This window comes from Streptomyces griseoloalbus (genome assembly GCA_014650015.1).
Taxonomy (GTDB): domain Bacteria; phylum Actinomycetota; class Actinomycetes; order Streptomycetales; family Streptomycetaceae; genus Streptomyces; species Streptomyces griseoloalbus.
In genome coordinates this window covers 13,304-34,463 of record BMUD01000001.1, presented here as the reverse complement: position 1 = coordinate 34,463, position 21,160 = coordinate 13,304, and the positions used below count along the sequence as shown (strand labels likewise).

The following is a 21,160-nucleotide window of genomic DNA, read 5'->3' as shown; positions in this document are numbered from 1 at the left end:
ATGGCTCCGACCACCACATCGCGCGGCCCGAGAATGTGGCCACGCATGACAAAGGCCCCGCCGCTCGAAGCGACGAGGCCTGTGCCCACATGGGGTAAGTGGAGATGGCGGGAATCGAACCCGCGTCCAACGGTGCAGAATCAGGGCTTCTCCGTGTGCAGTCGGCTGTGCTTTTCTCGGCCCCGGAGATCACGCCGACAAGTCTCCGACGGGCCCAGTCACTGTGTGGTTTCCCTCTTCACCCCGTGACCGGGATCAAGGTTTAGTCCCCTAGCTGATGCCAGGATCCGGGTCGGGAACATCCCCGGGCTGACACTCCCTTAAGTAGGGGAGCCGCTGCTCGCTACCTGAAGATCAGGCAGCGAGGGCGAGCTCGCCCTGGGAGACAGATCGCTTGGAATTGGCGATTATTTTTTTCGGCCTGTGGTTTACGAGATCATGGCCGCTTCCTCGACACGCTTCCCCTGCTTCGACAGCCGCTGTCGAAACCGATCATCCCCATGTTGTTTTTTCAAGCTCCCCCGAAGGGGGCACGCACCCTCTGTGGGGTGCTGTCACCATCGTACGTGACCAACGCGGGTCGGTGCCAGCGTATTCCCCGGCACACCGCGGGGACTACGCGCGCTGCTTCCTGCGGACCGCGGAGATCGCCCGCTCCGTCTCGCGCCGGTCCTGCTTCTCCCGCAGCGTCTGCCGCTTGTCGTACTCCTTCTTGCCCTTGGCCAGCGCGATCTCGACCTTCGCACGGCCGTCCTTGAAGTACAGGGCGAGCGGCACGATGGTGTGCCCCGTCTCCTGGGACTTGGACTCCAGCTTGTCGATCTCCGCGCGGTGCAGCAGCAGCTTGCGCTTGCGCCGGGCGGTGTGGTTGGTCCAGGTGCCCTGGCTGTACTCGGGGACGTGCACGTTGTGCAGCCACGCCTCGTGGCCGTCCAGCTGGACGAAGCCGTCCACCAGCGACGCCCGGCCCTGGCGCAGGGACTTCACCTCGGTGCCGGTGAGGACCAGACCCGCCTCGTAGGTGTCGATGATGAGGTAGTCGTGCCGCGCCTTCTTGTTCTGCGCGATCAGCTTGCGCCCTTTTTCCTTAGCCATAGTGCCGCCATTTTCGCACTACACAGGGGGTCGGCGGGAAGCCGATTATCGACCGGGCCGGGGAGGGGCCCTACCGGCCCAGTCCGCTCAGGACCGTCTCCGCGCGCTCGAGCGCCCGCTCGCCGGCCTCCAGGTCGGGGGTGAGGCCGTGGCCGTCGACGCCCCGGCCGGAGGGGGTGCGGTAGTGGCCGACGGTCAGCTCGGCGACGGAGCCGTCGGGCAGCGGGGTCGGCATCTGGACCGAGCCCTTGCCGAAGGTGCGGGAGCCCACGACGACCGCCCGTCCACGGTCCCGCAGGGCGCCGGTGAGGAGCTCGGCCGCGCTCATCGTCCCGCCGTCGACGAGCGCGACCAGGGGTCTGGTGGTGTCGCCGCCGGGCTCGGCGTGCAGGGCCCGCTGCTCGCCCTCGACGTCGTACGTGGCGACCAGGCCGCCGTCGAGGAAGGCGGAGGCCGCGGTCACCGCCTCGGCGACCAGTCCCCCGGGGTTGCCCCGCAGATCGAGGACGATTCCGGAGCCGGCCGGGACCCGGCGTACGGCGGTGCGGACCTGGTCGCCGGTGCCCTTGGTGAAGGCGCCGACCTCGATGACGCAGACGCGGGGGGCGAGCTCGCGGACCGTGACCGTGTCGCGGGACAGCCGGGCCCGGCGCAGGGTCTCGCTCCACGCGCGCGTGCCGCGCTCCAGACCCAGGCGGACGGTGGTGCCGGCGGACTCGCCGGTGGTGTCGCCGCGCAGCAGGGAGACGACCTCGGTGACGGGCCGTCCGTCGACCGGCTCGCCGTCGACGCTGCGCAGGCGGTCGCCCGCGCGGATCCCGGCCTCGGCCGCGGGGGTGCCGCCGCCCACCTTCGTCACCTCGACACGGCCGTCCCGTTCGCGGGCCCACAGGCCGACGCCGGTGTACTGGCCGTCCAGGGCGTCCTCGAACTCCTCGTACTCGCCCGGGGAGTAGACGGCGGCCCATCGGTCCCCGCTGCGGCTGACGGCGCGCTGGGCGGCCTCCAGGGGGGACGTGCCGTCGGCCGCGGCCTCCTCGGCCGCCCTGGCGACGTCCGCGTGGTGGCCGACGGGAGCGGCCGGGCGGGCCCCTTCCGCCGTGGCCTCGCGGTCGGCCCCGGGGAGGTTGCCCGTGGCGGCACCGGCGACGAGCACGCTCGCGAACACCAAGGTCAGGGCGGCCCCGCGGCGGATGCGGCGGGGCTGACAGAACGGGTCACGACCTGACATGCCGGTGAGTCTAGGACAACGCGAAGGGGCGCACGGCCGGTTGGCCGCACGCCCCTCTTGGCAAGAGTCACACCTTCAGATACTTGCGCAACGCGAAGAAAGCGGCCAACGCGGGCATCAGCAGACTGGTCGCGAGGATGAGCGGCAGCTTCGTCAGCACGGCGTCCCAGCCGATGAAGTTGATCAGATTCAGCTTCTCGGACAGGGCCAGTCCGTGGTCGATGATGAAGTACCGCCCGACCAGCAGGAATCCGCACGCGAGCGTGCCGCCGATGAGTCCGGCGACCGCGGCCTCCATGATGAACGGCGCCTGGATGTAGAAGCCGGAGGCGCCGACCAGCCGCATGATCCCGGTCTCGCGCCGACGGCTGAACGCGGAGACCCTGACCGTGTTCACGATCAGCATGACGGCGACCACCAGCATCAGCGCCATCACCGCGCGGGCGGCCCAGTTCATGCCGTTCAGCAGCTCGAAGAGGTTGTCCAGGATGCCCTTCTGGTCCTGCACCGACTGCACACCGTCACGCCCGTCGAAGGCGGTCGCGATGACCTGGTACTTCTCCGGGTCCTTCAGCTTGATGCGGTACGACTCCTGCATCTGGTCCGGCGTCAGGGAGCTGGCCAGCGGGGAGTCGCCGAACTGCTCCTTGTAGTGCTTGTACGCCTCGTCCTGCGACTCGTACGACACCGTGTCGACGACCGACATCTTCTCCAGGTCGGTCTTGATCTGGCCCTTCTGGTCATCGGTCACCGCGCCCCTGGCGCAGTTGGGGTCGGACTCGGCGTCACTCTTGTTGCACAGGAAGATGGAGACGTTGACCTTGTCGTACCAGTAGCCCTTCATGCTGTTGACCTGGTCGCTCATCAGGAGCGACCCGCCGAACAGGGCGAGCGACAGGGCGACGGAGACGACGACGGCGAAGGTCATCGTCAGGTTGCGGCGGAGACCGACCCCGATCTCCGACAGGACGAACTGGGCGCGCATGGCGTCTGATCAAGCCTTTCCGTGGAGCGTCAGTGCTGGTAGCCGTAGACGCCGCGTGCCTGGTCGCGGACGAGACGGCCCTTCTCCAGCTCGATGACGCGCTTGCGCATCTGGTCCACGATGTTCTGGTCGTGCGTCGCCATCACCACGGTGGTGCCCGTCCGGTTGATGCGGTCGAGCAGCTTCATGATGCCGACGGAGGTCTGCGGGTCGAGGTTGCCGGTGGGCTCGTCGCAGATGAGCAGCTTGGGCCGGTTGACGAAGGCCCGCGCGATGGCGACGCGCTGCTGCTCACCACCGGAGAGCTCGCCGGGCATCCGGTCCTCCTTGCCGCCGAGCCCGACGAGGTCGAGCACCTGCGGCACGGACTTGCGGATCTCACCGCGGGACTTGCCGATGACCTCCTGAGCGAAGGCGACGTTCTCGGCGACCGTCTTGTTCGGCAGCAGGCGGAAGTCCTGGAACACCGTCCCCAGCTGGCGCCGGATCTGCGGCACCTTCCAGTTGGAGACGCGCGCGAGATCCTTGCCCAGGACGTGCACCTGTCCGTGGCTGGCCCGCTCCTCGCGGAGGACCAGCCGCAGGAAGGTGGACTTTCCGGAGCCGGAGGACCCCACGAGGAAGACGAACTCGCCCTTCTCCACTTCCAGGGAGACATCCCTGAGTGCGGGGCGGTTCTGCTTGGGGTAGGCCTTGGACACGTTGTCGAATCGGATCACGGATGCACCACGGGTAGCCGGGGGTAGATGAGCGTGACCATACGCGAAGCGGGGAGGCCAGCGCAGGCACCGGTGGGGGTTGTGCAAGACTTGCGCCCTTTTGTGCCGGGTAAGGGGCAACGCCCCGGTGCGGGGAACCGAGCGAGCCCCCCTGCCCCACGGCCCCGAAACCCCTGCGTCAACCCTCGGGGAGCGACGCGGCGCAGCTTCCGCAGGAACCTGGCACAGTGGAGGGGGAACGTTCACGGGGTCGTGGGCGTTGTGTATCTGGAACCGGTGCGAGGAGGGCGAGCGCATGACGTACGACCGGCTGGTGTGCGCGAACTGCGCCGCGCCCGTGAGCGAGGGCCGGTGCCCGGTGTGCCGTGCGAACCGCGAGCGGCTGCAGCAGGAGAACTTCTTCGAGAACTTCCTCGCGGGGCTGAACCCCATGACGCTGATCGCCCTGCTGGCGGTTCTGGTCGCGGCGGTGGCGCTGCTCGCCCACCAGACCGCCTGACCACGCCCGACCGGACCGCCCGACGGCGGATACGGGGAGGCGGAGCGGGCAGAGGGCGGATACAGGGACAGAGAAGGGCCCGGAGCGCGGTGGCGCTCCGGGCCCTTCGTCCTACGTCATGCGTACGGTGCGTACCCGCGCGGCCACCGTCAGGCGGCAGCGCCGCCGCGGCCGGTCATCAGGCGCGGCAGCACCCGGAAGCCGATACCGCCGGCGATCATCGTGGCGGCACCGATCACCAGGAAGGTGGTCTCGGCGGCACCGGTCTCGGCGAGCTCCTCACCGCTGCCCTGGGCCGAGGTGGCGGGGACTTCCTCGCCGGTGTCGGTGAGGGCCGAGGAGCCCTGCTCCTGGGTCGAGGCGCCACCAGCGGGGTCGGCTGCGTTGCCGCCACCGTTGCCGCCGTTGCCGTTGCCGTTCCCGTTGCCGTTCCCGTTGCCGTTGCCGTTGCCGTTGCCCGGGGTCTCGGCGGGCGGCTCCTCGGTGGGCTCCTCCGGCTCGGTGGGCTCGGTCGGCTCCTCGGGCTCCTCCGGCTCGGTCGGGTCCGTGGGAACCTCGGGGTCGGTCGGGATCTCGGGGTCCGTCGGGTCCGTGGGAACCTCGGGGTCCGTCGGGTCGCCGGGGATCTCGGTCGGCGGGTCCGAGGGCGTCTCGTCGTCGCCGAGGTTCACGTCGAGACCGACACCCGCGCCCTCTTCGCCGACTCCGGCGCTCACGCCGATGTCGAGTGCGGAGGCCGCGCCGGCCGCCGTCAGCGAGGCACCGGCCGCGATCACGGCACCGGCCGCGATCCGAGCGACACGGATCCGCGTCTTCTTGGTCATGTGGTTGCTACCCCCAGTAGCTCATCGTCAATGAGGCGGCGCTCGGGGCCGTGATCAACGGGGGTTGCTGCGATGGAAAACGCCCCCCGGTTCACATGCGCCCCAGAGATACGCATGCCACGCTTCACCATTCCCATTTTTCAAAAGAACGTCAAGGCCGTTGCGTGCGCGATGTCCACCAACGCACGCTTTGCGGAGCATTGAAGGTGTGAGTGTGATGTAAAACCCAGACATCCCTGACACGGAAAAGGCAACCGCCGCCTCTTGGGCGGCAGTTGCCTTGTCGACAAAGCGGTGTCGGGTGCGCGGAGTTACTTCTCCTGCTGCTTGCGCCAGCGAATTCCGGCCTCGAGGAAACCGTCGATCTCACCGTTGAACACGGCCTCGGGGTTGCCGACCTCGTGCTCCGTGCGCAGGTCCTTGACCATCTGGTACGGGTGCAGCACGTACGAACGCATCTGGTTGCCCCAGGAGTTGCCGCCGTCGCCCTTCAGGGCGTCCATCTTGGCCTGCTCCTCCTGCCGGCGCCGCTCCAGCAGCTTGGCCTGGAGGACGTTCATCGCGGTGGCCTTGTTCTGGATCTGGGAGCGCTCGTTCTGGCAGGAGACCACGATGCCGGTGGGGAGGTGCGTGATGCGCACCGCGGAGTCGGTGGTGTTCACGCCCTGGCCGCCGGGGCCGGAGGAGCGGTAGACGTCGATGCGCAGCTCGGACTCGTCGATCTCGACGTGGTCGGACTGCTCGACGACGGGGAGCACCTCGACGCCCGCGAAGGAGGTCTGGCGGCGGCCCTGGTTGTCGAACGGCGAGATGCGCACGAGCCGGTGCGTGCCCTGCTCGACGGAGAGGGTCCCGTAGGCGTAGGGCACCTGGACGGAGAAGGTGGTCGACTTGATGCCGGCCTCTTCGGCGTACGACGTCTCGATCAGCTCGGTCTTGTATCCGTGCTGCTCGGCCCAGCGCAGGTACATGCGCTGGAGCTTCTCGGCGAAGTCGGCGGCGTCGACGCCACCGGCCTCGGCACGGATGTTGACCAGCGCCTCACGCGAGTCGTACTCGCCGCTGAGCAGCGTGCGGACTTCCATCTCGTCCAGCGCCTTCTTGACCGCGGTGAGCTCGGACTCGGCCTCCGCGCGGGTGTCCGGGTCGTCCTCCTCCTCGGCCATCTCGAAGAGCACGGAGAGATCGTCGATCCGCCCGCGCAGCGCCTCGGCCTTCCGCACCTCGGCCTGGAGGTGGGAGAGCTTGCTGGTGATCTTCTGTGCCTCGTCCGGGTCGTCCCACAGGGACGGCGCGGCCGCCTGCTCCTCGAGCACGGCGATGTCTGCCCTCAGCTTGTCGAGGTCCAGAACGGCCTCGATCGACTCCATGGTCGAGGAGAGGGACTTGAGCTCTTCGGATACATCGACGACTGCCACGCCTCCAGCGTAACGGCTCCGCCGACCGCCCCATGCCGGGCGCGGGCCGGGCGGCGCGGGACGGCAGCGGGTGGCGCGGCAGCGCGCCGGGGCGGGCACCCGGGAAGGGGTCCGTGCGGGTCGGCGTCGCCGCCGGTGGGGCCGGGCGACGGCCGAGGGGGCGGGTCCGGGCTCCGGCGCGTGCGCGGTGGCCCTGCGGGTCAGGGGGTGGCCGGGGCCGAGTCCTTCGTGTCCTGCGGGGGTGCGGTGTCGTCGTCCGCCGTGGCCAGCCAGGTGCCCACGCCCGCCGCCGCCAGGACCACCGCCGCCACGGCGAGGGCCAGGCGGCGCCGGCGGGTGACCGCTCGGTTGCGGGCCGAGCCGGGGCGGGGGGAGCCCGCCGCGCGGGGCGCGCGGGCCGTGCCGCGGGCGGGGCCGGCGAGCTCGTCGGGGGCGGGCACCCTCATCGACGTATGGGTGTCGCGGTTGGAGTCGGCCGGCTTCGCGCCCGGCACCAGAGGGACCGCGCCGCGCCGCCGCACCGTCTTCCCGGCGGCCGGGACCGGGGCGGACTGCGGGGCCTCCTCTCCCGCTTCCGGTGCCGGTTCCGTGTCGGGCTCGTCCACGTCGAGCGGCGGCATCCCCGCCAGCATCGGCAGCAGCTCCCGCAGGCGCGCGCCCAGCTCCGAGGCGCGCAGCCGCGACGCGGGGGCCTTCGCCAGGCACTGCACCAGCAGCTGCCACAGCTCGTCCGGGATGCCCGGGAGCGGGACGACGGTCTCGGTGACATGGCGGCGCAGGACCGCGCCCGGGTGGCCGCCGCCGAACGGCGTGAAGCCCGCGAGCAGCTCGTAGAGGACCGTGGCGAGCGCGTAGATGTCGACCGACGCGCGCGGCGGCAGGCCCTCGACGATCTCCGGGGCCAGATAGTCCGGCGTCCCGATGATCTTCGTGGCCCTGGTGCGGCGCGGGGTGTCGATGAGTTTCGCCACACCGAAGTCGGTGAGGAGGGCGCGGTGCGAGCCGCCGGGACCGAGCGGGCCCTGCATGTCCAGCAGCACGTTCTCCGGCTTCACGTCCCGGTGCACGACGCCCGCCGCGTGCGCCGCCGCCAGCCCGTCCGCGACATCGGCGGCGATCGCCACCGCGGCCTCCGGCGCCAGCCGGCGCTCCCGGTCGAGGCGGGTGCGCAGATCCGTGCCCCGGACGAGGTCCATGACCAGCGCGAGATCGTTGCCGTCGACCACCAGGTCGCGTACCGAGACGATGTGCGGATGCTCCAGACCGAGCAGCGCCGTCCGCTCCTGCACGAAGCGGCCGACGAGCTCCTGGTCCGAGGAGAGATCCTCACGCAGCAGCTTGATGGCGACGGGCCCTTCGGGGCCGTCGCCCAGCCACACCGTCCCGGCGCTGCCCCGCCCGAGGATCTGATGGGCGGTGTACCGGCTGCCGATTCTCCGTGCCAAGACTGCTCCTACCGACGCGTGTTGTCGCTCAAACTACGCGTCCGGGGAGCCGGCCTTCACTGCGGATACGGAAATCAGCCCTCAGGTGTCGACAAATCAGCAAACAAGCTCAGTTCGACCCGGAGGATCCCGAGGATCCCGAGGGGTCCTCGGGACCACCCAAATCCTCGATCCAGCCCGTCACCGAGCCGAACCAGTCGCTGAGCTGGGCCCAGTAGCCCTTGCCGGTGCCGATCCAGTCCTGGAGCGGGCTCAGTTCCCAGATCAGCCACCCCGCGACGAACAGGATGACGATCGTGAACAGGCACCCCTTCAGGCAGCCCAGTCCCGGGATCCGCATCGGGTTGGCGCCGCGCTGCCGCTGCCGGGGCTCACGCGCGGGGCGCTGCGGCTCCGGCGGCGGCGTGTACCGCTGGGGCTGCGGCTGCTGAGGCCGCTGGGGCGCGGGCGGGGGCGGTGCGTACGGCTGGGGCTGGTGCTGCTGCTGCGGATGGCCGTACCCGGGGCCGGGCTGCGGCTGGGGGCGTCCCTGCGGCGGCTGCTGCTGCGGCCGGGCGACCTGCCGCTGGGGGCGGCGGCGCAGCGGGTCCTGGTTCGGGTCGAGGTACTGGACCTGGGTCTGTTCGTTGCGGTCGCGGGCCGCGCGCAGCTGGTTCTGCCAGGGGTGCGGGTCCTCGGGGCCGGGTCCGCCGGACTGCCCCGGCTGCCCCGGTTGCCCGGACGGTACCGGCGGCATCACGGCGGTGGGATCGGCGGCGCCGGCCGGTCCGCCGGTGTGCGGCAGGACGCTGGTCGCGCCGTTCGGGTCGTAGGCGCCGGCGCCGTGCGGCAGCACCTGCGTGGGGTCGGCGGCACCGGGCGCGCCGGGCACCGGGGCGGGCGCCGGGTCGGGCGCGAGGAGCGCGCCGACGTTCTCCGCGGCGGCGATCTGCGCGGAGTTCGCGTGCACGCCGATGCCGTCGGCGACGACGCGCAGGCCCCGCGCGAGGTTCTCGGCGCTGGGCCGCTCGTCGGGGTTCTTGCGCAGGCAGCGCTCGATGACCGTCCACAGGGGGTCGGGGACCGTGGAGGGGCGGCGCGGTTCGGCACTCAGGTGCTGGTGCAGCACCTCGAGCGCGGAGCCGCCGGAGAACGGCGGGCGGCCGGTGACCAGCTCGTACAGCAGGATGCCGGCGCCGTAGATGTCGACGGCGGAGGTCTGCGGGCGGCCCTCGGCGGACTCCGGCGCGATGTAGGCGGGTGTGCCGACGAACTCGTGCGTGCGGGTCAGTCCCGGGGAGTCGGCGAGGCGGGCGATGCCGAAGTCGGTCAGCATCGGGTGCATCTCGCCGCCGTTCTGCCGCAGCAGGACGTTGGCCGGTTTCAGGTCGCGGTGCACCACGCCGTCGGCGTGGCTGGCGCCGAGCGCGTCGGCGATCTGCGCCGTCAGCAGCGCGGCGGCCACGGGCGTGAAGGGGCCGTTCTCGCGCAGGTGGCGGTGCAGGTCGGGACCGTCGATGAGGTCCATGACCAGGGCCAGCAGATCACCCTCGACCACCAGGTCGCGGACCCGGACGATGTTGGGGTGGGTGAGCCGCAGCAGAACCGAACGCTCGCGCAGGAACCGCATCACGACGTCGGCGTCGTTGGCGAGCTCCTCCTTGAGGACCTTGATCGCGACGGTCTCGCCGGGCTGCCCCGGTACGGCCGCCTCGGCGCCCGCGGTCTCCCGCTGGCGGGCTCGCCAGACGGTGCCCGTGGCGCCGCGTCCGAGCGGCTCCTCGAGCAGGTACTTGCTCCCTACCGGCCGCACGTCATGCGCTCCCTGCTGCTTGCTTGGCTGGCGTACACCGTGGTCCACCCTGCTGCGGAATGTTCCGACCCACTGTAGTGCCGCCGCGCGGGATACCGGCCGGTCGACTTCGACCTCGTTTCCCCGTGGGTCCTGCGTTCCGGTTCCCACCCCTGTCCGACGGTGCGGAGGTTTGCGGGGAAGACGCTGGATCCGGTGCGTTGGTTGCCGCGTGCCGGACGTGACCGATCTCAAGTGGGCTTGCAACGATCATCGGCCACTCACCAGTGAGGCACTTTTGCGGGCAGAGCCGACCAATCAAGATCATTCGTTGTCCGAAGGCGGGCGCGTTGTCAGTGGCAGGTGCGAGGATGCCTCCCAGTACTGGCCGTACGTGCGCGTGTGGTGGTGGGGGAGTCCGCGGTGGGGGACCGCGGGGCGGCTTCGTTCCCCCCGTTGTCGCGGGCGCTCGCGCAGAAGGGACCGCTGACGGCGATGCAGATCCGGCTGACCGTCGTAGACCCGCTCGGCCCCTCCTCCCCCACGCGGGAGCGGGCCGCGAGCTGCGACGTGCTGGTCACGGCGCCCGCGGGCACGGCCCTGGCCGCGGTCGCCTCCGCGCTGGCCTCGGCGGTCTCCGGCGGCGACGGCACGTCCGGCTCCTCGGGCGCTCCCGTGCTGTACGTCGGCGACCAGCGGCTGGACGCCCAGCGGTGCACGCTCGGCGAGCCGCCGCTGATCGACGGCGTGGTACTGGCCGTGGGCGCCCCGGGCGAGCCCGAGCCGCACCCCGAGCTGGACGACACCCCCACCCGGCTGCATGTCGTCGCGGGTCCCGACGCGGGCGGGGTGCATCTGCTGCACGGCGGCGAGATCCGCATAGGCCGTTCCGCCGACGCCGACGTGCCGCTCGACGACCCGGACGTCTCCCGGCTGCACTGCGCGGTGACGGTCGGCTCCGACGGCCGCGTCTCGGTCGCCGACCTCGGCTCCACCAACGGCACGACCCTGGACGGCCGGCGCGTGGGCCCCCGCCCGGTCCGGCTGGCCCCGGGCGCCCTTCTGCGCATCGGCGAGTCGGTCCTGCGCCTGACTCCGGCCGCGGGCCCCCGCGCGCGGGCGGCCACGACGCCGGACGGCGAGGGGCATGTCCGGGTGCCGGACCCACGCCGCGGGCATGCCGCCGACGACGCCCACGCGCGAGGGCCGGCGCCGATGGCCCCCACCCACCACACCCACGGCTCGGTCGGCTGGGCCGTACCCGCACAGGACACGCAGCACGCACGGGACACGTGGGGCACGCGGGACACGCGGGACGCACAGGGGGTACAGGCCGCACAGAGCGCACAGAGCGCCGACGCGAGGACATCGCCGCAGGTGCCGGGGCAGGGCGGCGCACCCGGGATCGAGCGTCGCGGCACCGGCCCCAAAGGGCGCGTCGTCCACACGGTCGCCCGGGGAGACGTACCGCACTTCGCCGAGGGCCGGCGCGCGTCGCAGCCGCTGCCCTCCGACGGGGACACGCACCCGGGCCGCTCCGACCCGGGCCCCCGCCGCCCGGAGCCCGGAGCCGCCCCCGCCCGCGTGTCCGGGACGGCTCCCGAAGAGGGCCGGGGCGAGCCGGCCGGTGGCGCCGCCCCGCACCGGGTCGCCGACGGGACGACAGCCCCGGCATCCGACAGGACGCCCGGCAGCCCACCCGGCCACCTCCCCCGGCCCACCACCGGGCGCACCTCCCCCACCACCACCGCAGGCACCACAGCCCCCGCCCCCGCCACCGGTCCCACCACCGGACCCGTGACCGGTCACATGCCCACCGGCGCACCCACCGCCTTCCACGAGCAGCCCCCCGGCGCGCCCACGGCCGCCTCCGCGGCGCGCCCCGGCACCCGCAAGGGCACCCCCGTGCGCGGGACGGATCTCCCGGAGCCGTCCGCGGGACGCAGGCGCGGTGGGCTCACCGCCTGGGCGCGGCGGCTGGCTGGTGGCCGGCCGGAACCGGAGCCGGCCCCATGGGACGCCCGCGCCGCGGAGATCCCCGACGCCGCGCCCGGAGCGGCTGTGACCGCCCCCGCCGCGCCCGAGACCTGGCCGGATTCCGCCACGCTGCTGCTGACCGCGCTGGGCCCCGGCCCCCGGCTGTGGGAGCGCGGGCCGGGTCACCCGGAGGCACTCGCGGTCCGGCTCGGCACGGCCGACCGGCCGGCACCGGACGGCTCCGGTCTGCTGCCCGCCGTCCCCGTCACCTCGGGGCTGCGCGAGGTCGGCGCCCTGGGACTGGCCGGCCCGCGCGAGCGGCTCGCCGGGCTGGCCCGCGCGGTGCTGGCCCAGCTCGCCGCGCTGCACTCCCCCGACTCCCTGGAGATCGTCCTGATCGCCGCGGACCCCTCCCGCCCTCTGGAGGAGCGCACGGCCGAGTGGTCCTGGCTGGGCTGGCTGCCGCACGTACGCCCGGGCCACGGCCAGGACTGCCGCCTGCTCCTCGCCCACGACCGCGAGCAGGCGACGGCCCGCGCCGAGGAACTGCTGCGCCGGCTGGAGGACCAGGACCACGCGGCCACGGCCGGCCCGGCCGCCTCCCTCATACCGGAGGTACGGGACGAGGGGCCGTACACCGTGGTCGTCGTGGACGGCGATCCCTCGGACACCGAGGTGCGCGAGGCCGTGGCGCGGCTGGCGCTGGAGGGCCCGCGGGCCGGGATCCACCTGCTGTGCCTCGCCGAGACCGCCGCCGCCTCCCCGGCGTCCCCGGTGACAAAGACGTACGAGGCGGCCTGCGCGGTGGCGCCGACGTTCCGGGAGTGCGGGGCCGTCGCCCTGCTCAGCGGGGACGTGGCGACCGCGCTGCGGCTGCTGCGGGTGGCCCCGACCGGATCCGGGACGGCCCCCGGCCCCCTCGGGCACGGCACCCTCGCCACCGTCGACGCGGTCTCCCTCGCCTGGGCCGAGCGGTTCGCGCGGGCGCTCGCACCGCTGCGCACGGACGCCACCGGCGCCGAGCGGCACGCGCGCGTATCCGCGCCGTTGCCCCAGTCGGCGCGGCTGCTGGACGAACTGGGCCTGGCCCGGGCCACCCCCGCCTCGCTGATGGCCCGCTGGGCGGACGCGGCGGACGACACGGAGGCGCTGGGCGGACGCGTCACCGCCATACTGGGCGCCGGACCGCGCGGCCCGGTCACCGCCGACCTCGCCGCCGACGGACCGCATCTGCTGGTCGAGGGACCGCCCGGCAGCGGCCGTACGGAACTGCTGCGGGCGGTCGTAGCCTCGCTGGCCGCCGCCGAGCGTCCCGACCGGCTGGGCATCGTGCTGGTCGACGGCCGGGGCGTCCCCGCGACGGGCACCGGGCACGGCGAGGGCCTGCGCGTGTGCATGGACGTACCGCACGTCACCACGCACCTGTCCGCCAACGACCCGGTGCGGATGCGGGAGTTCGCCCAGTCCCTGAGCGCGGAGCTGAAGCGGCGGGCGGAGCTGCTGGGCCGGTCGGACTTCGCGGAGTGGCACACCGGGCGTGAGCTGTCGGACCGTATGGTCGCCCAGCGCACGGCCACGTCGCGCGCGGCGGCGGGGGCGGGCGAGCAGAACGGCGACCTCGACACCCCGCCCAGTTCGACGCTGCGGCTGCGGCCGGGAGCGGACCGGCGCAAGACGGCGGCCGCGCCGCCGCTGCCCCGGCTGGTGGTGGTCGTGGACGACCTGGACGCGCTGGTCTCGCCGGCGCTCGGCTCCCCGGGGCGGCCCGCCGCCGGTTCGGTGATGCGGGCGCTGGAGGCCGTGGCGCGGGACGGCGAGCGGCTGGGCGTGCATCTGGTGGCGGCCACCGGTCCCTGTGTCCGGACGGCGCAGACCGAGCCGGCCCGGCAGGCCACGCTGCGTGTCGCCCTCGACGCACCGGCGCCGGGCGGCGGGCCGGACGAACCGGCGCCCGGTCGGGGCCGGCTGGCCCACCCGGACGGCCGGGTGACGGCGTTTCAGGGCGGCCGGGTCACCGGCCGCATCCCGCGGACGGCGACCTTGCGACCGACCGTCGTCCCCCTGGAATGGCACCGCATGGGGGACCCCCCGGCCCGCCGCCAGGTCCGGGAACTCGGCAACGGCCCCACCGACCTGGCCCTGCTCGCCAGCGCCCTGGAACGAGCGGCCCGCCAGGTCTCGGCGGCGGAGGTGCCCTCACTCCTGTGACCTGCCCTTGATCAGTGGCCTCCCCGGTTCTCTACACAGGGTCCCGTGCCGGGCTGCGGCTCGGCGTAGGCGCCGTGCACCTCGCTGGTCAGCTCGTCCTTCGTCACGCGACCGGACACGCACACGATTCCCGTGTGGACGCTGTAGAACCCGTTCCCGATGTACACGCCGTGCTCCTCGCCACAGCCGAGGCGGGCCAGCGCCGCCGCGACCCGTTCCTCTGCGAAGACGCCGTACGCACCGGCCCCGCCCTCACTCCGGACCTTCTCCAACTCCGCGCGGATGAGCTCCGCCGACGCCTGCCCCCGGGCACGCTTCTCCGCGGTCATCGGTGCCTGGTGCCGGTAGGCGTGATTCTCCGCGTAGTGGGGCGGGCGGTCCGCGTTCTCCTCCTGACGTTCCTTCTGATGCCCGCCGTCCGCGCCCCGAACGGGAGAAGAGGGCAGATCCGCGGGCGCCTCGGCGGGCTGCGCGCACTGCGGCCGGGGGCTGAAGGACGGCCGCGGACCGGCCGACTGGGCCGGCCCGCCCTGCTGGGTCCCGCATGCGGTCACGGTGATCGCGAAGAGGGCGGCTGCCATGACTGACCGTCTGATGATCACAAGCGGAGTCTTCCGCGCGGGGCCGCACATGTCATGAGTGCGGATACTCACCTGCCGGTGACCCCTGGTCACGACGCGGTCACGATCCCCGACTCGACACGGGACGCGCTCTTGCCACCCCCACCCCCCGGGCGTAGACCAGAGCGCACGGGACAGTGCTCGACGTTCGACGAGGTGCGAAGAACGGGGCAGTGATGCGCAGGACGAGCAGGATCATCCGGTTACGCAGGTCACCCGAGAACCTCATGGCAACTCCCCGCACCCGTGGGGCCGCGAGAGCCGCCGCGGCGCTCGCCGCGGGTGTGCTCGCGGTCTCGCTCACCGCGTGCGGAGGCGATGACGACGGCGGCGACGAAGACAAGAGCGGCGGGACCGGCGGAACCGGCGGGACCGTCACCCTCCCCCGGCTGGACGGCGAGAGCCTCGAGGTCGCCGCCGTGTGGACCGGCACCGAGCAGGCCAACTTCAAGAAGGTCCTCGCGGAGTTCGAGAAGCGCACCGGCGCCAAGGTGACCTTCGTCCCCGCCCAGGACCCGATCATCAACTTCCTCGGTTCGAAGATCGCCGGCGGCGCCCCGCCGGACGTGGCGATGCTGCCCCAGCCGGGCGCCATCAAGCAGGCCGTGGAGAGGAACTGGGCCAAGCCGCTGGGCGCCGGGGCGCAGGCGGAGCTCGCCAAGAACTACTCGCCGGGCTGGCAGGACATCGGCAAGGTCGACGGCAAGCAGTACGGCGTCTACTACAAGGCCGCCAACAAGTCGCTGATCTGGTACAACACCCAGGTCTTCGAGAACGCCGGCGCGGCCGAGCCCAAGACCTGGGACGAGCTGCTCACCACCGCGCGGACGGTCTACGACTCCGGTGTCACCCCGTTCTCCGTCGGCGGCGCCGACGGCTGGACGCTGACCGACTGGTTCGAGAACGTCTATCTGTCCCAGGCCGGACCGGAGAAGTACGACCAGCTGGCCAAGCACGAGATCAAGTGGACCGACCCGTCCGTCAAGGAGGCGCTGACCACGCTCGCCGAGATCTGGGGCAAGAAGGACTATGTCGCGGGCGGCGCGTCGGGCGCGCTGCAGACCGAGTTCCCGGCGTCCGTGACGCAGACCTTCACCGGCGGCGACCAGCCCAAGGCCGGCATGGTCTACGAGGGCGACTTCGTGCAGGTCAACATCGGCGAGACCAAGGCGAAGGTGGGCACGGACGCGAAGGTGTTCCCGTTCCCGGCGGTCGGTGACGCCCCTCCCGTGGTGTCCGGCGGCGACGCCGCGGTGATCCTGCGGGACTCCGAGGCGGCGCAGGCGCTGGCGACCTTCCTCGCCTCCCCGGACGCGGCGCGCGTCCAGGCGAAGCTGGGCGGCTACCTCTCGCCGAACAAGAGCGTGCCGGACTCGGCGTACCCCAACGAGGTACAGCGCGAGATGGCCAAGGCGCTGATCGACGCCGGTGACGACTTCCGCTTCGACATGTCCGACCAGGCCCCGCAGGCCTTCGGCGGCACGCCCGGCAAGGGCGAGTGGAAGGCGTTGCAGGACTTCCTGAAGAACCCGGAGGACGTCGCGGGGACTCAGGCGAAGCTGGAGGCCGACGCGGCCGCGGCGTACGGGAACTGATCCGGCGATGGAGTCGGACACGGCGGCAGGGGTCCCGAACACGGCCCCTGCCGGTCCCAAGTCGCGCAAGAGCGTCACCGGCACGCGCGGGGCGGTGGCGGCGCTGTTCCTGCTGCCCGCGCTCGTCCTGCTCGGTGCGCTCGTGGTCTACCCGATCGGGTACTCCGTCGTCCGCAGCTTCTACGACCAGTCCGGTGACGGCTTCGCCGGATTCGACAACTACCAGGCCCTGTTCACCGACGACGGCATCCGCACCGCCCTGAAGAACAACATCATCTGGGTGGTGTTCGCGCCGACGGTCGCGACCGCGCTCGGTCTGATCTTCGCGGTGCTCACCGAACGGGTGCGCTGGGGTACGGCGTTCAAGCTGGTCGTCTTCATGCCGATGGCGATCTCGATGCTGGCGGCCGGCATCATCTTCCGCCTGGTGTACGACCAGGACCCGGACAAGGGCGTGGCGAACGCGGTGTGGGTGGGGGTGCACGACACCTTCGCCCAGTCCTCGGCGTTCCCGAAGGCGCACCCGGGCCGCGAGTCGCCCCTGGAGCCGGCCGGCGGGGGCGCGTTCGTCACCAAGGGGACCGTGAGCGCCGGTGACACGGTCACGCTGCCGCTGGTCGGCGTCGCCCCGGACCTGATGCCGGACGACGCGCGGCCGGCGGCGGCGCCGAAGCCGGAGGGCGACCGGATCACCGGCACCACCTGGCAGGACTTCACCCGCGGCAAGGGCGTCGGCACGCTGAACGCCGTCGACGCGGCCGAGCTGGGCTACGCCGGGATGAGGATCGAGGCCGTCAGGGACGGCACGGTGGTGGAGACGGCCACGGCGGGCGACGACGGCACCTTCTCCCTGTCGTCGAAGGCCGACGGCGCGCGACTCCGCCTCCCGGCGGACAACTTCGCGGAGCCGTACAACGGCCTCGACTGGCTCGGCCCGTCGCTGGTCACGCCCGCGATCATCGGCTCGTACGTCTGGATGTGGGCGGGCTTCGCGATGGTGCTCATCGCGGCCGGGCTCGCGGGCATGCCCCGGGAACTGCTGGAGGCCGCCCGCGTGGACGGCGCGAACGAGTGGCAGGTGTTCCGGAGAGTCACGGTGCCCCTGCTGGCACCCGTCCTCGCGGTCGTCACGGTCACCCTGATGATCAATGTGCTGAAGGTGTTCGACCTGGTCTTCATCATCGCCCCGGGCTCGACCCAGGACGACGCGAACGTCCTCGCGCTGGAGCTGTACCGCAAGGGCTTCTCCGAGGACCAGCCGGGCATCGCCAGCGCGATCGCGGTGTTCCTGCTGCTGCTCGTCATCCCGGTGATGTGGTTCAACGTCAGGCGGCTGAGGCGGGAGGTGCGGCGATGAGCGCGGACGTCGGCAGCGTCGGCAAGGCGGGCGGCGCGGCGCCCGTCGTCACCGTCAAGGCGGAGCGGTCGCTCGGCGCGCGGCTCAGCGGCTGGGTGAACGGCGGCCTGGTGCGTGTCTTCCTGATCGTCGTGGGCCTGTTCTGGCTGGTCCCGACGGTCGGCCTGCTGCTGGCCAGTCTGCGCACCCCGCAGGACATGGCCGCCGACGGCTGGTGGACGGTGTTCACCGAGCCGTCGCAGCTCACCTTCGGCGCCTACGAGACGCTCCTGAGGAACGACGACATCACGGGCTCGCTGCTGAACACGGTGTACATCACCGTCCCGGCGACCGTACTGGTGGTGGTGATCGGCTCGTTGGCCGGTTACGCCTTCGCCTGGATGGAGTTCCCCGGCCGCGACTGGTGGTTCCTGGCGGTGGTGGGGCTGCTGGTGGTGCCGGTGCAGGTGGCGCTGATCCCGATCGCCGAACTCTTCGGCGAGCTGGGCCTCTTCGGCTCCCTGACCGGCGTGGTCCTCTTCCACGTCGGGTTCGGTCTGCCGTTCGCGGTGTTCCTGCTGCGGAACTTCTTCGCGGAGATCCCCAGGGAGCTGCTGGAGGCGGCCCGGCTGGACGGCGCGGGGGAACTGCGGCTGTTCGTCCGGGTCGTGATGCCGCTGGCCGGGCCGGCGATCGCCGCGCTCGGCATCTTCCAGTTCCTGTGGGTGTGGAACGACATGCTGGTCGCGCTGATCTTCACGGACTCCGGAAGCCAGCCGATCACGGTCGCCCTGCAGACCCAGGTACGGCAGTTCGGCAACAACATCGACGTCCTGGCGCCCGGCGCGTTCATCTCGATGGTGATCCCGCTGGTCGTGTTCTTCGCGTTCCAGCGGCAGTTCGTCTCCGGTGTCATGGCGGGTGCGGTGAAGTAGCCGGACCGCGGGTCACGCGGCCAGGGGCGGGCCGGCGCAGGTCCGCCCCTTCGTGTGACGGGTGTCCCCCGGATGCCGCAAGGGGCGTAACCAAGTCGGCCCAGCGGCCGTTGCCGGGCCGAACGCCCGCACCGACCGTTGGATGCCTCTTGCCCAGGTTCAGTGTCATTGTCCCCGCGTACCAGGTTCAGGCGTATCTGCACGCATGCCTGGAATCGGTGCTGTCCCAGTCGTATCCCGATCTCGAACTGATCGCCGTCGACGACTGCTCGCCGGACGCCTGCGGTGCGGTGATCGACGAGTTCGCGGCCCGCGACCCGCGCGTGCGGGCCGTGCACCTGCCGGAGAACGCCGGCCTCGGCCCGGCCCGCAACGCCGGGATGGAGCGGGCGACCGGCGACTACCTGGTGTTCCTGGACGGCGACGACACCCTCACCCCCGACGCGCTCCTCGCCCTCGCCGACCGGCTGAAGGAGACGGGCGAGCCGGACGTCCTGGTCTACGACTACGCGCGCACGTACTGGTCGGGCGAGGCCGTGCGCAACCGGGTCGCCGCCGAACTCGCCGAGGACGGACCCGCGCCGTTCCGCCTCGAGGACCGGCCGGGGCTGCTGCGTCTGCTGATGGTGGCCTGGAACAAGGCGTACCGGCGGGAGTTCGTCGAGCGCGCGGGCTTCACCTTCCCGCCCGGCTACTACGAGGACACCCCGTGGACGTACCCGGTCCTGATGACGGCGGAGTCGATCGCCACCCTGGACCGAGTGTGCGTGCACTACCGGCAGCGCCGGGCCGGCGGCATCCTGCGCACCACCAGTGACCGGCACTTCGAGATCTTCGACCAGTACGACCGGGTCTTCGCGTTCCTCGACGAGCGGCCCGAACTGCGGCGATGGCGGCCGGTGCTGTTCCGCCGCATGGTCGACCATCTGGTGACGGTGTACGCGCGGCGGGACCGGCTGCCGCGCGGTTCGCGCGCCGCCTTCCTGCGCCGGGCCCGCGCCCACTACCGGCGCCACCGGACGCCCGGCGCGTCCGTCCCGGCGCGCGCCCGGATCCACCACACGCTGGTCCGGTTCGGACTGCACCGCACCTACCAGGCACTCCGGCTGGCGGCGGCGCTGCGCCGCGGGACGGCCCGGCTCGCCGGGAGACTGCTGCGCGCGCTGCGCCACGGGGCCCTGCGAGTGCACTACCGCATCCAGCGACTGCTCCCGCTGCGCACCGACCGCGCGGTCTTCACGGCGCACGCGGGCCATGGTCACGGCGGCGACCCGGGTGCCCTGGAGTCCGCGATGCGTGACCTCGCCCCGCACATCCGCACCGCCTGGGTGGCCCGTCCCGAACACCATCACACCGTCCCGCCCGGCACCCGCCCCCTCGTCCCCGGCACGGCCGCCCACTGGAGCGCGCTCGCCCGCTGCGCGTATCTGGTGACCGACTCCGACGTCGATCCCGGCCTGGTCAAGCGCAAGGGCCAGGTCCTCGTCCAGACGGGGCGCGGAACCCCCCTCGCGCACACGGGTCTTGACTTGCTGGAGCGCCCGGCGGCGGCCCGGGACACCGACTTCGCGCGGCTCCTCCGGGGCGTGGACCAGTGGGACTACGTCGTCTCCGCCAACCGCCACTCCACCCTGACCTGGGAGCGGGTGTACCCCGGCCGCTACACCACCCTGGAGTACGGCCGGCCGTGCACCGACCGGTTCCACACGGCGACCGACGCCGACGTGGCCGGGCTGCGTCGGTCGCTGGGCATCCCCGAGGGCTCGGTGGCGATCCTGTACGCGCCGGTCCCCCGCGACTACCGGCGCACCCAGCGCCGGCTGCTCGACCTGGAGCGCGTGGTGCGCCGCCTCGGCCCGCGGTTCGTCGTGCTGGCGCGCGCCCACCACCCGCGGGGCGGACCGCTCGAGGCGGCCTCCGACCGGGTCGTGGACGTCACCGGCCATCCCGACGTCACGTCGCTCTGCCTGGCCTCGGACGCCCTGGTCACCGACTACTCCTCGCTGATGTTCGACTACGCGGTCCTGGACCGGCCGATCGTCCTGCACGCCGACGACTGGGAGGCGTACGAGGCGGCCCGCGGCCTCTACTTCGATCCGCGGACCTCCCCGCCGGGCGCGGTCGCGGGCGGCGAGGACGAGCTGATCGACATCTTCGCCACCGGCCACTGGTGCGGCGCCCGCTCCACCCGCCTGCGGGCGGAGTTCCGCGACCGCTTCTGCCCGTACGACGACGGCCGTGCCGCCGAGCGGGTCGTCCGCCGGGTCGTGCTCGGGGAGACCGTCCCGCCCCCGGTCGTCGTCCCGCCGGCCGAGCGCCGCCCCGTGCCGTCGGCCGCCGCCGGGCTCGCCGCGTCGCCGCTCGCGACGGTGCCGGCGCAGCAGCCCGCCGGACTGCTCACCGCCACCGACCGCGGGTGACCGCCGTCTCCTCCCCGGGAGTTCCCATGCCCCCCGGCTCGTCGCGGCCCACGCCGACCCGGCCGCCGACCCGGCGACCGGC

General features: G+C 72.5%; 15 protein-coding genes and 1 other RNA gene. 6 read left to right on the top strand and 10 right to left on the bottom strand.

Going from position 1 to position 21,160, the window contains the following annotated elements; all coding sequences use genetic code 11:
* Positions 1 to 96: 96 nt before the first annotated feature.
* The 5 genes from ssrA to ftsE form a co-directional block, all read right to left on the bottom strand.
* Positions 97 to 500: a transfer-messenger RNA gene (gene ssrA, locus IE178_RS00135) on the bottom strand.
* A gap of 115 nt (positions 501 to 615) precedes the next feature.
* Positions 616 to 1,095, bottom strand: coding sequence for an SsrA-binding protein SmpB (gene smpB, locus IE178_RS00130; RefSeq protein WP_184760308.1), 480 nt, complete (start codon positions 1,093 to 1,095; stop codon positions 616 to 618).
* Positions 1,096 to 1,165: 70 nt separating this feature from the next.
* The gene (locus IE178_RS00125) at positions 1,166 to 2,326 is read right to left on the bottom strand and encodes a S41 family peptidase (RefSeq protein ID WP_184760307.1); all 1,161 of its coding nucleotides are present in this window, start codon (positions 2,324 to 2,326) and stop codon (positions 1,166 to 1,168) included.
* 67 nt (positions 2,327 to 2,393) lie between these two features.
* Positions 2,394 to 3,311 (bottom strand): permease-like cell division protein FtsX, encoded by a 918-nt coding sequence (gene ftsX, locus IE178_RS00120; RefSeq protein ID WP_193510839.1) that lies wholly within the window; start codon positions 3,309 to 3,311, stop codon positions 2,394 to 2,396.
* A gap of 29 nt (positions 3,312 to 3,340) precedes the next feature.
* The gene (gene ftsE / locus IE178_RS00115) at positions 3,341 to 4,030 is read right to left on the bottom strand and encodes a cell division ATP-binding protein FtsE (RefSeq protein WP_184760305.1); all 690 of its coding nucleotides are present in this window, start codon (positions 4,028 to 4,030) and stop codon (positions 3,341 to 3,343) included.
* A gap of 295 nt (positions 4,031 to 4,325) precedes the next feature.
* Here ftsE and IE178_RS00110 point away from each other — a divergent pair, with 295 nt between their 5' ends.
* Positions 4,326 to 4,529: a hypothetical protein gene (locus IE178_RS00110; protein WP_184760304.1), complete on the top strand. Its 204-nt coding sequence runs from the start codon at positions 4,326 to 4,328 to the stop codon at positions 4,527 to 4,529.
* Positions 4,530 to 4,678: 149 nt separating this feature from the next.
* On the opposite strand, the gene IE178_RS00105 is transcribed toward IE178_RS00110, so the two are convergent.
* The 4 genes from IE178_RS00105 to IE178_RS00090 all read right to left on the bottom strand — a co-directional run bounded on the left by IE178_RS00105 (position 4,679) and on the right by IE178_RS00090 (position 10,008).
* The gene (locus tag IE178_RS00105; RefSeq protein ID WP_193510838.1) at positions 4,679 to 5,353 is read right to left on the bottom strand and encodes an LPXTG cell wall anchor domain-containing protein; all 675 of its coding nucleotides are present in this window, start codon (positions 5,351 to 5,353) and stop codon (positions 4,679 to 4,681) included.
* 311 nt (positions 5,354 to 5,664) lie between these two features.
* Positions 5,665 to 6,771, bottom strand: coding sequence for a peptide chain release factor 2 (gene prfB / locus IE178_RS00100; protein WP_184760303.1), 1,107 nt, complete (start codon positions 6,769 to 6,771; stop codon positions 5,665 to 5,667).
* Positions 6,772 to 6,971: 200 nt separating this feature from the next.
* The gene (locus IE178_RS00095) at positions 6,972 to 8,216 is read right to left on the bottom strand and encodes a serine/threonine-protein kinase (RefSeq protein WP_193510837.1); all 1,245 of its coding nucleotides are present in this window, start codon (positions 8,214 to 8,216) and stop codon (positions 6,972 to 6,974) included.
* 109 nt (positions 8,217 to 8,325) lie between these two features.
* Positions 8,326 to 10,008: a serine/threonine-protein kinase gene (locus IE178_RS00090; RefSeq protein ID WP_193510836.1), complete on the bottom strand. Its 1,683-nt coding sequence runs from the start codon at positions 10,006 to 10,008 to the stop codon at positions 8,326 to 8,328.
* Between the two features lie 474 nt (positions 10,009 to 10,482).
* Between IE178_RS00090 and IE178_RS00085 the strand changes: the two genes are divergently transcribed.
* Positions 10,483 to 14,172 carry an FHA domain-containing protein gene (locus IE178_RS00085; RefSeq protein WP_193511164.1) on the top strand — a complete coding sequence of 1,230 codons (3,690 nt, stop codon included), beginning with the start codon at positions 10,483 to 10,485 and terminating at the stop codon, positions 14,170 to 14,172.
* A gap of 11 nt (positions 14,173 to 14,183) precedes the next feature.
* Here the strand turns inward: IE178_RS00085 and IE178_RS35595 are convergent, their stop codons facing one another.
* Positions 14,184 to 14,753: a hypothetical protein gene (locus tag IE178_RS35595; RefSeq protein ID WP_318279751.1), complete on the bottom strand. Its 570-nt coding sequence runs from the start codon at positions 14,751 to 14,753 to the stop codon at positions 14,184 to 14,186.
* Between the two features lie 266 nt (positions 14,754 to 15,019).
* On the opposite strand from IE178_RS35595, the gene IE178_RS00075 reads away from it, so the two are divergent.
* From IE178_RS00075 to IE178_RS00060, 4 genes are all read left to right on the top strand, one after another.
* Positions 15,020 to 16,387 carry an ABC transporter substrate-binding protein gene (locus tag IE178_RS00075; RefSeq protein ID WP_438874336.1) on the top strand — a complete coding sequence of 456 codons (1,368 nt, stop codon included), beginning with the start codon at positions 15,020 to 15,022 and terminating at the stop codon, positions 16,385 to 16,387.
* A gap of 7 nt (positions 16,388 to 16,394) precedes the next feature.
* Positions 16,395 to 17,744, top strand: coding sequence for a carbohydrate ABC transporter permease (locus tag IE178_RS00070; protein ID WP_193510834.1), 1,350 nt, complete (start codon positions 16,395 to 16,397; stop codon positions 17,742 to 17,744).
* Positions 17,741 to 18,658, top strand: a complete 918-nt coding sequence (locus IE178_RS00065) for a carbohydrate ABC transporter permease (RefSeq protein WP_184760298.1) — start codon at positions 17,741 to 17,743, stop codon at positions 18,656 to 18,658. Before IE178_RS00070 ends, IE178_RS00065 begins: the two co-directional genes overlap by 4 nt.
* Before the next feature lie 149 nt (positions 18,659 to 18,807).
* Entirely contained in the window at positions 18,808 to 21,078 is a 2,271-nt protein-coding gene (locus IE178_RS00060; protein WP_193510833.1) for a bifunctional glycosyltransferase/CDP-glycerol:glycerophosphate glycerophosphotransferase, read from the top strand.
* Positions 21,079 to 21,160: the final 82 nt, after the last annotated feature.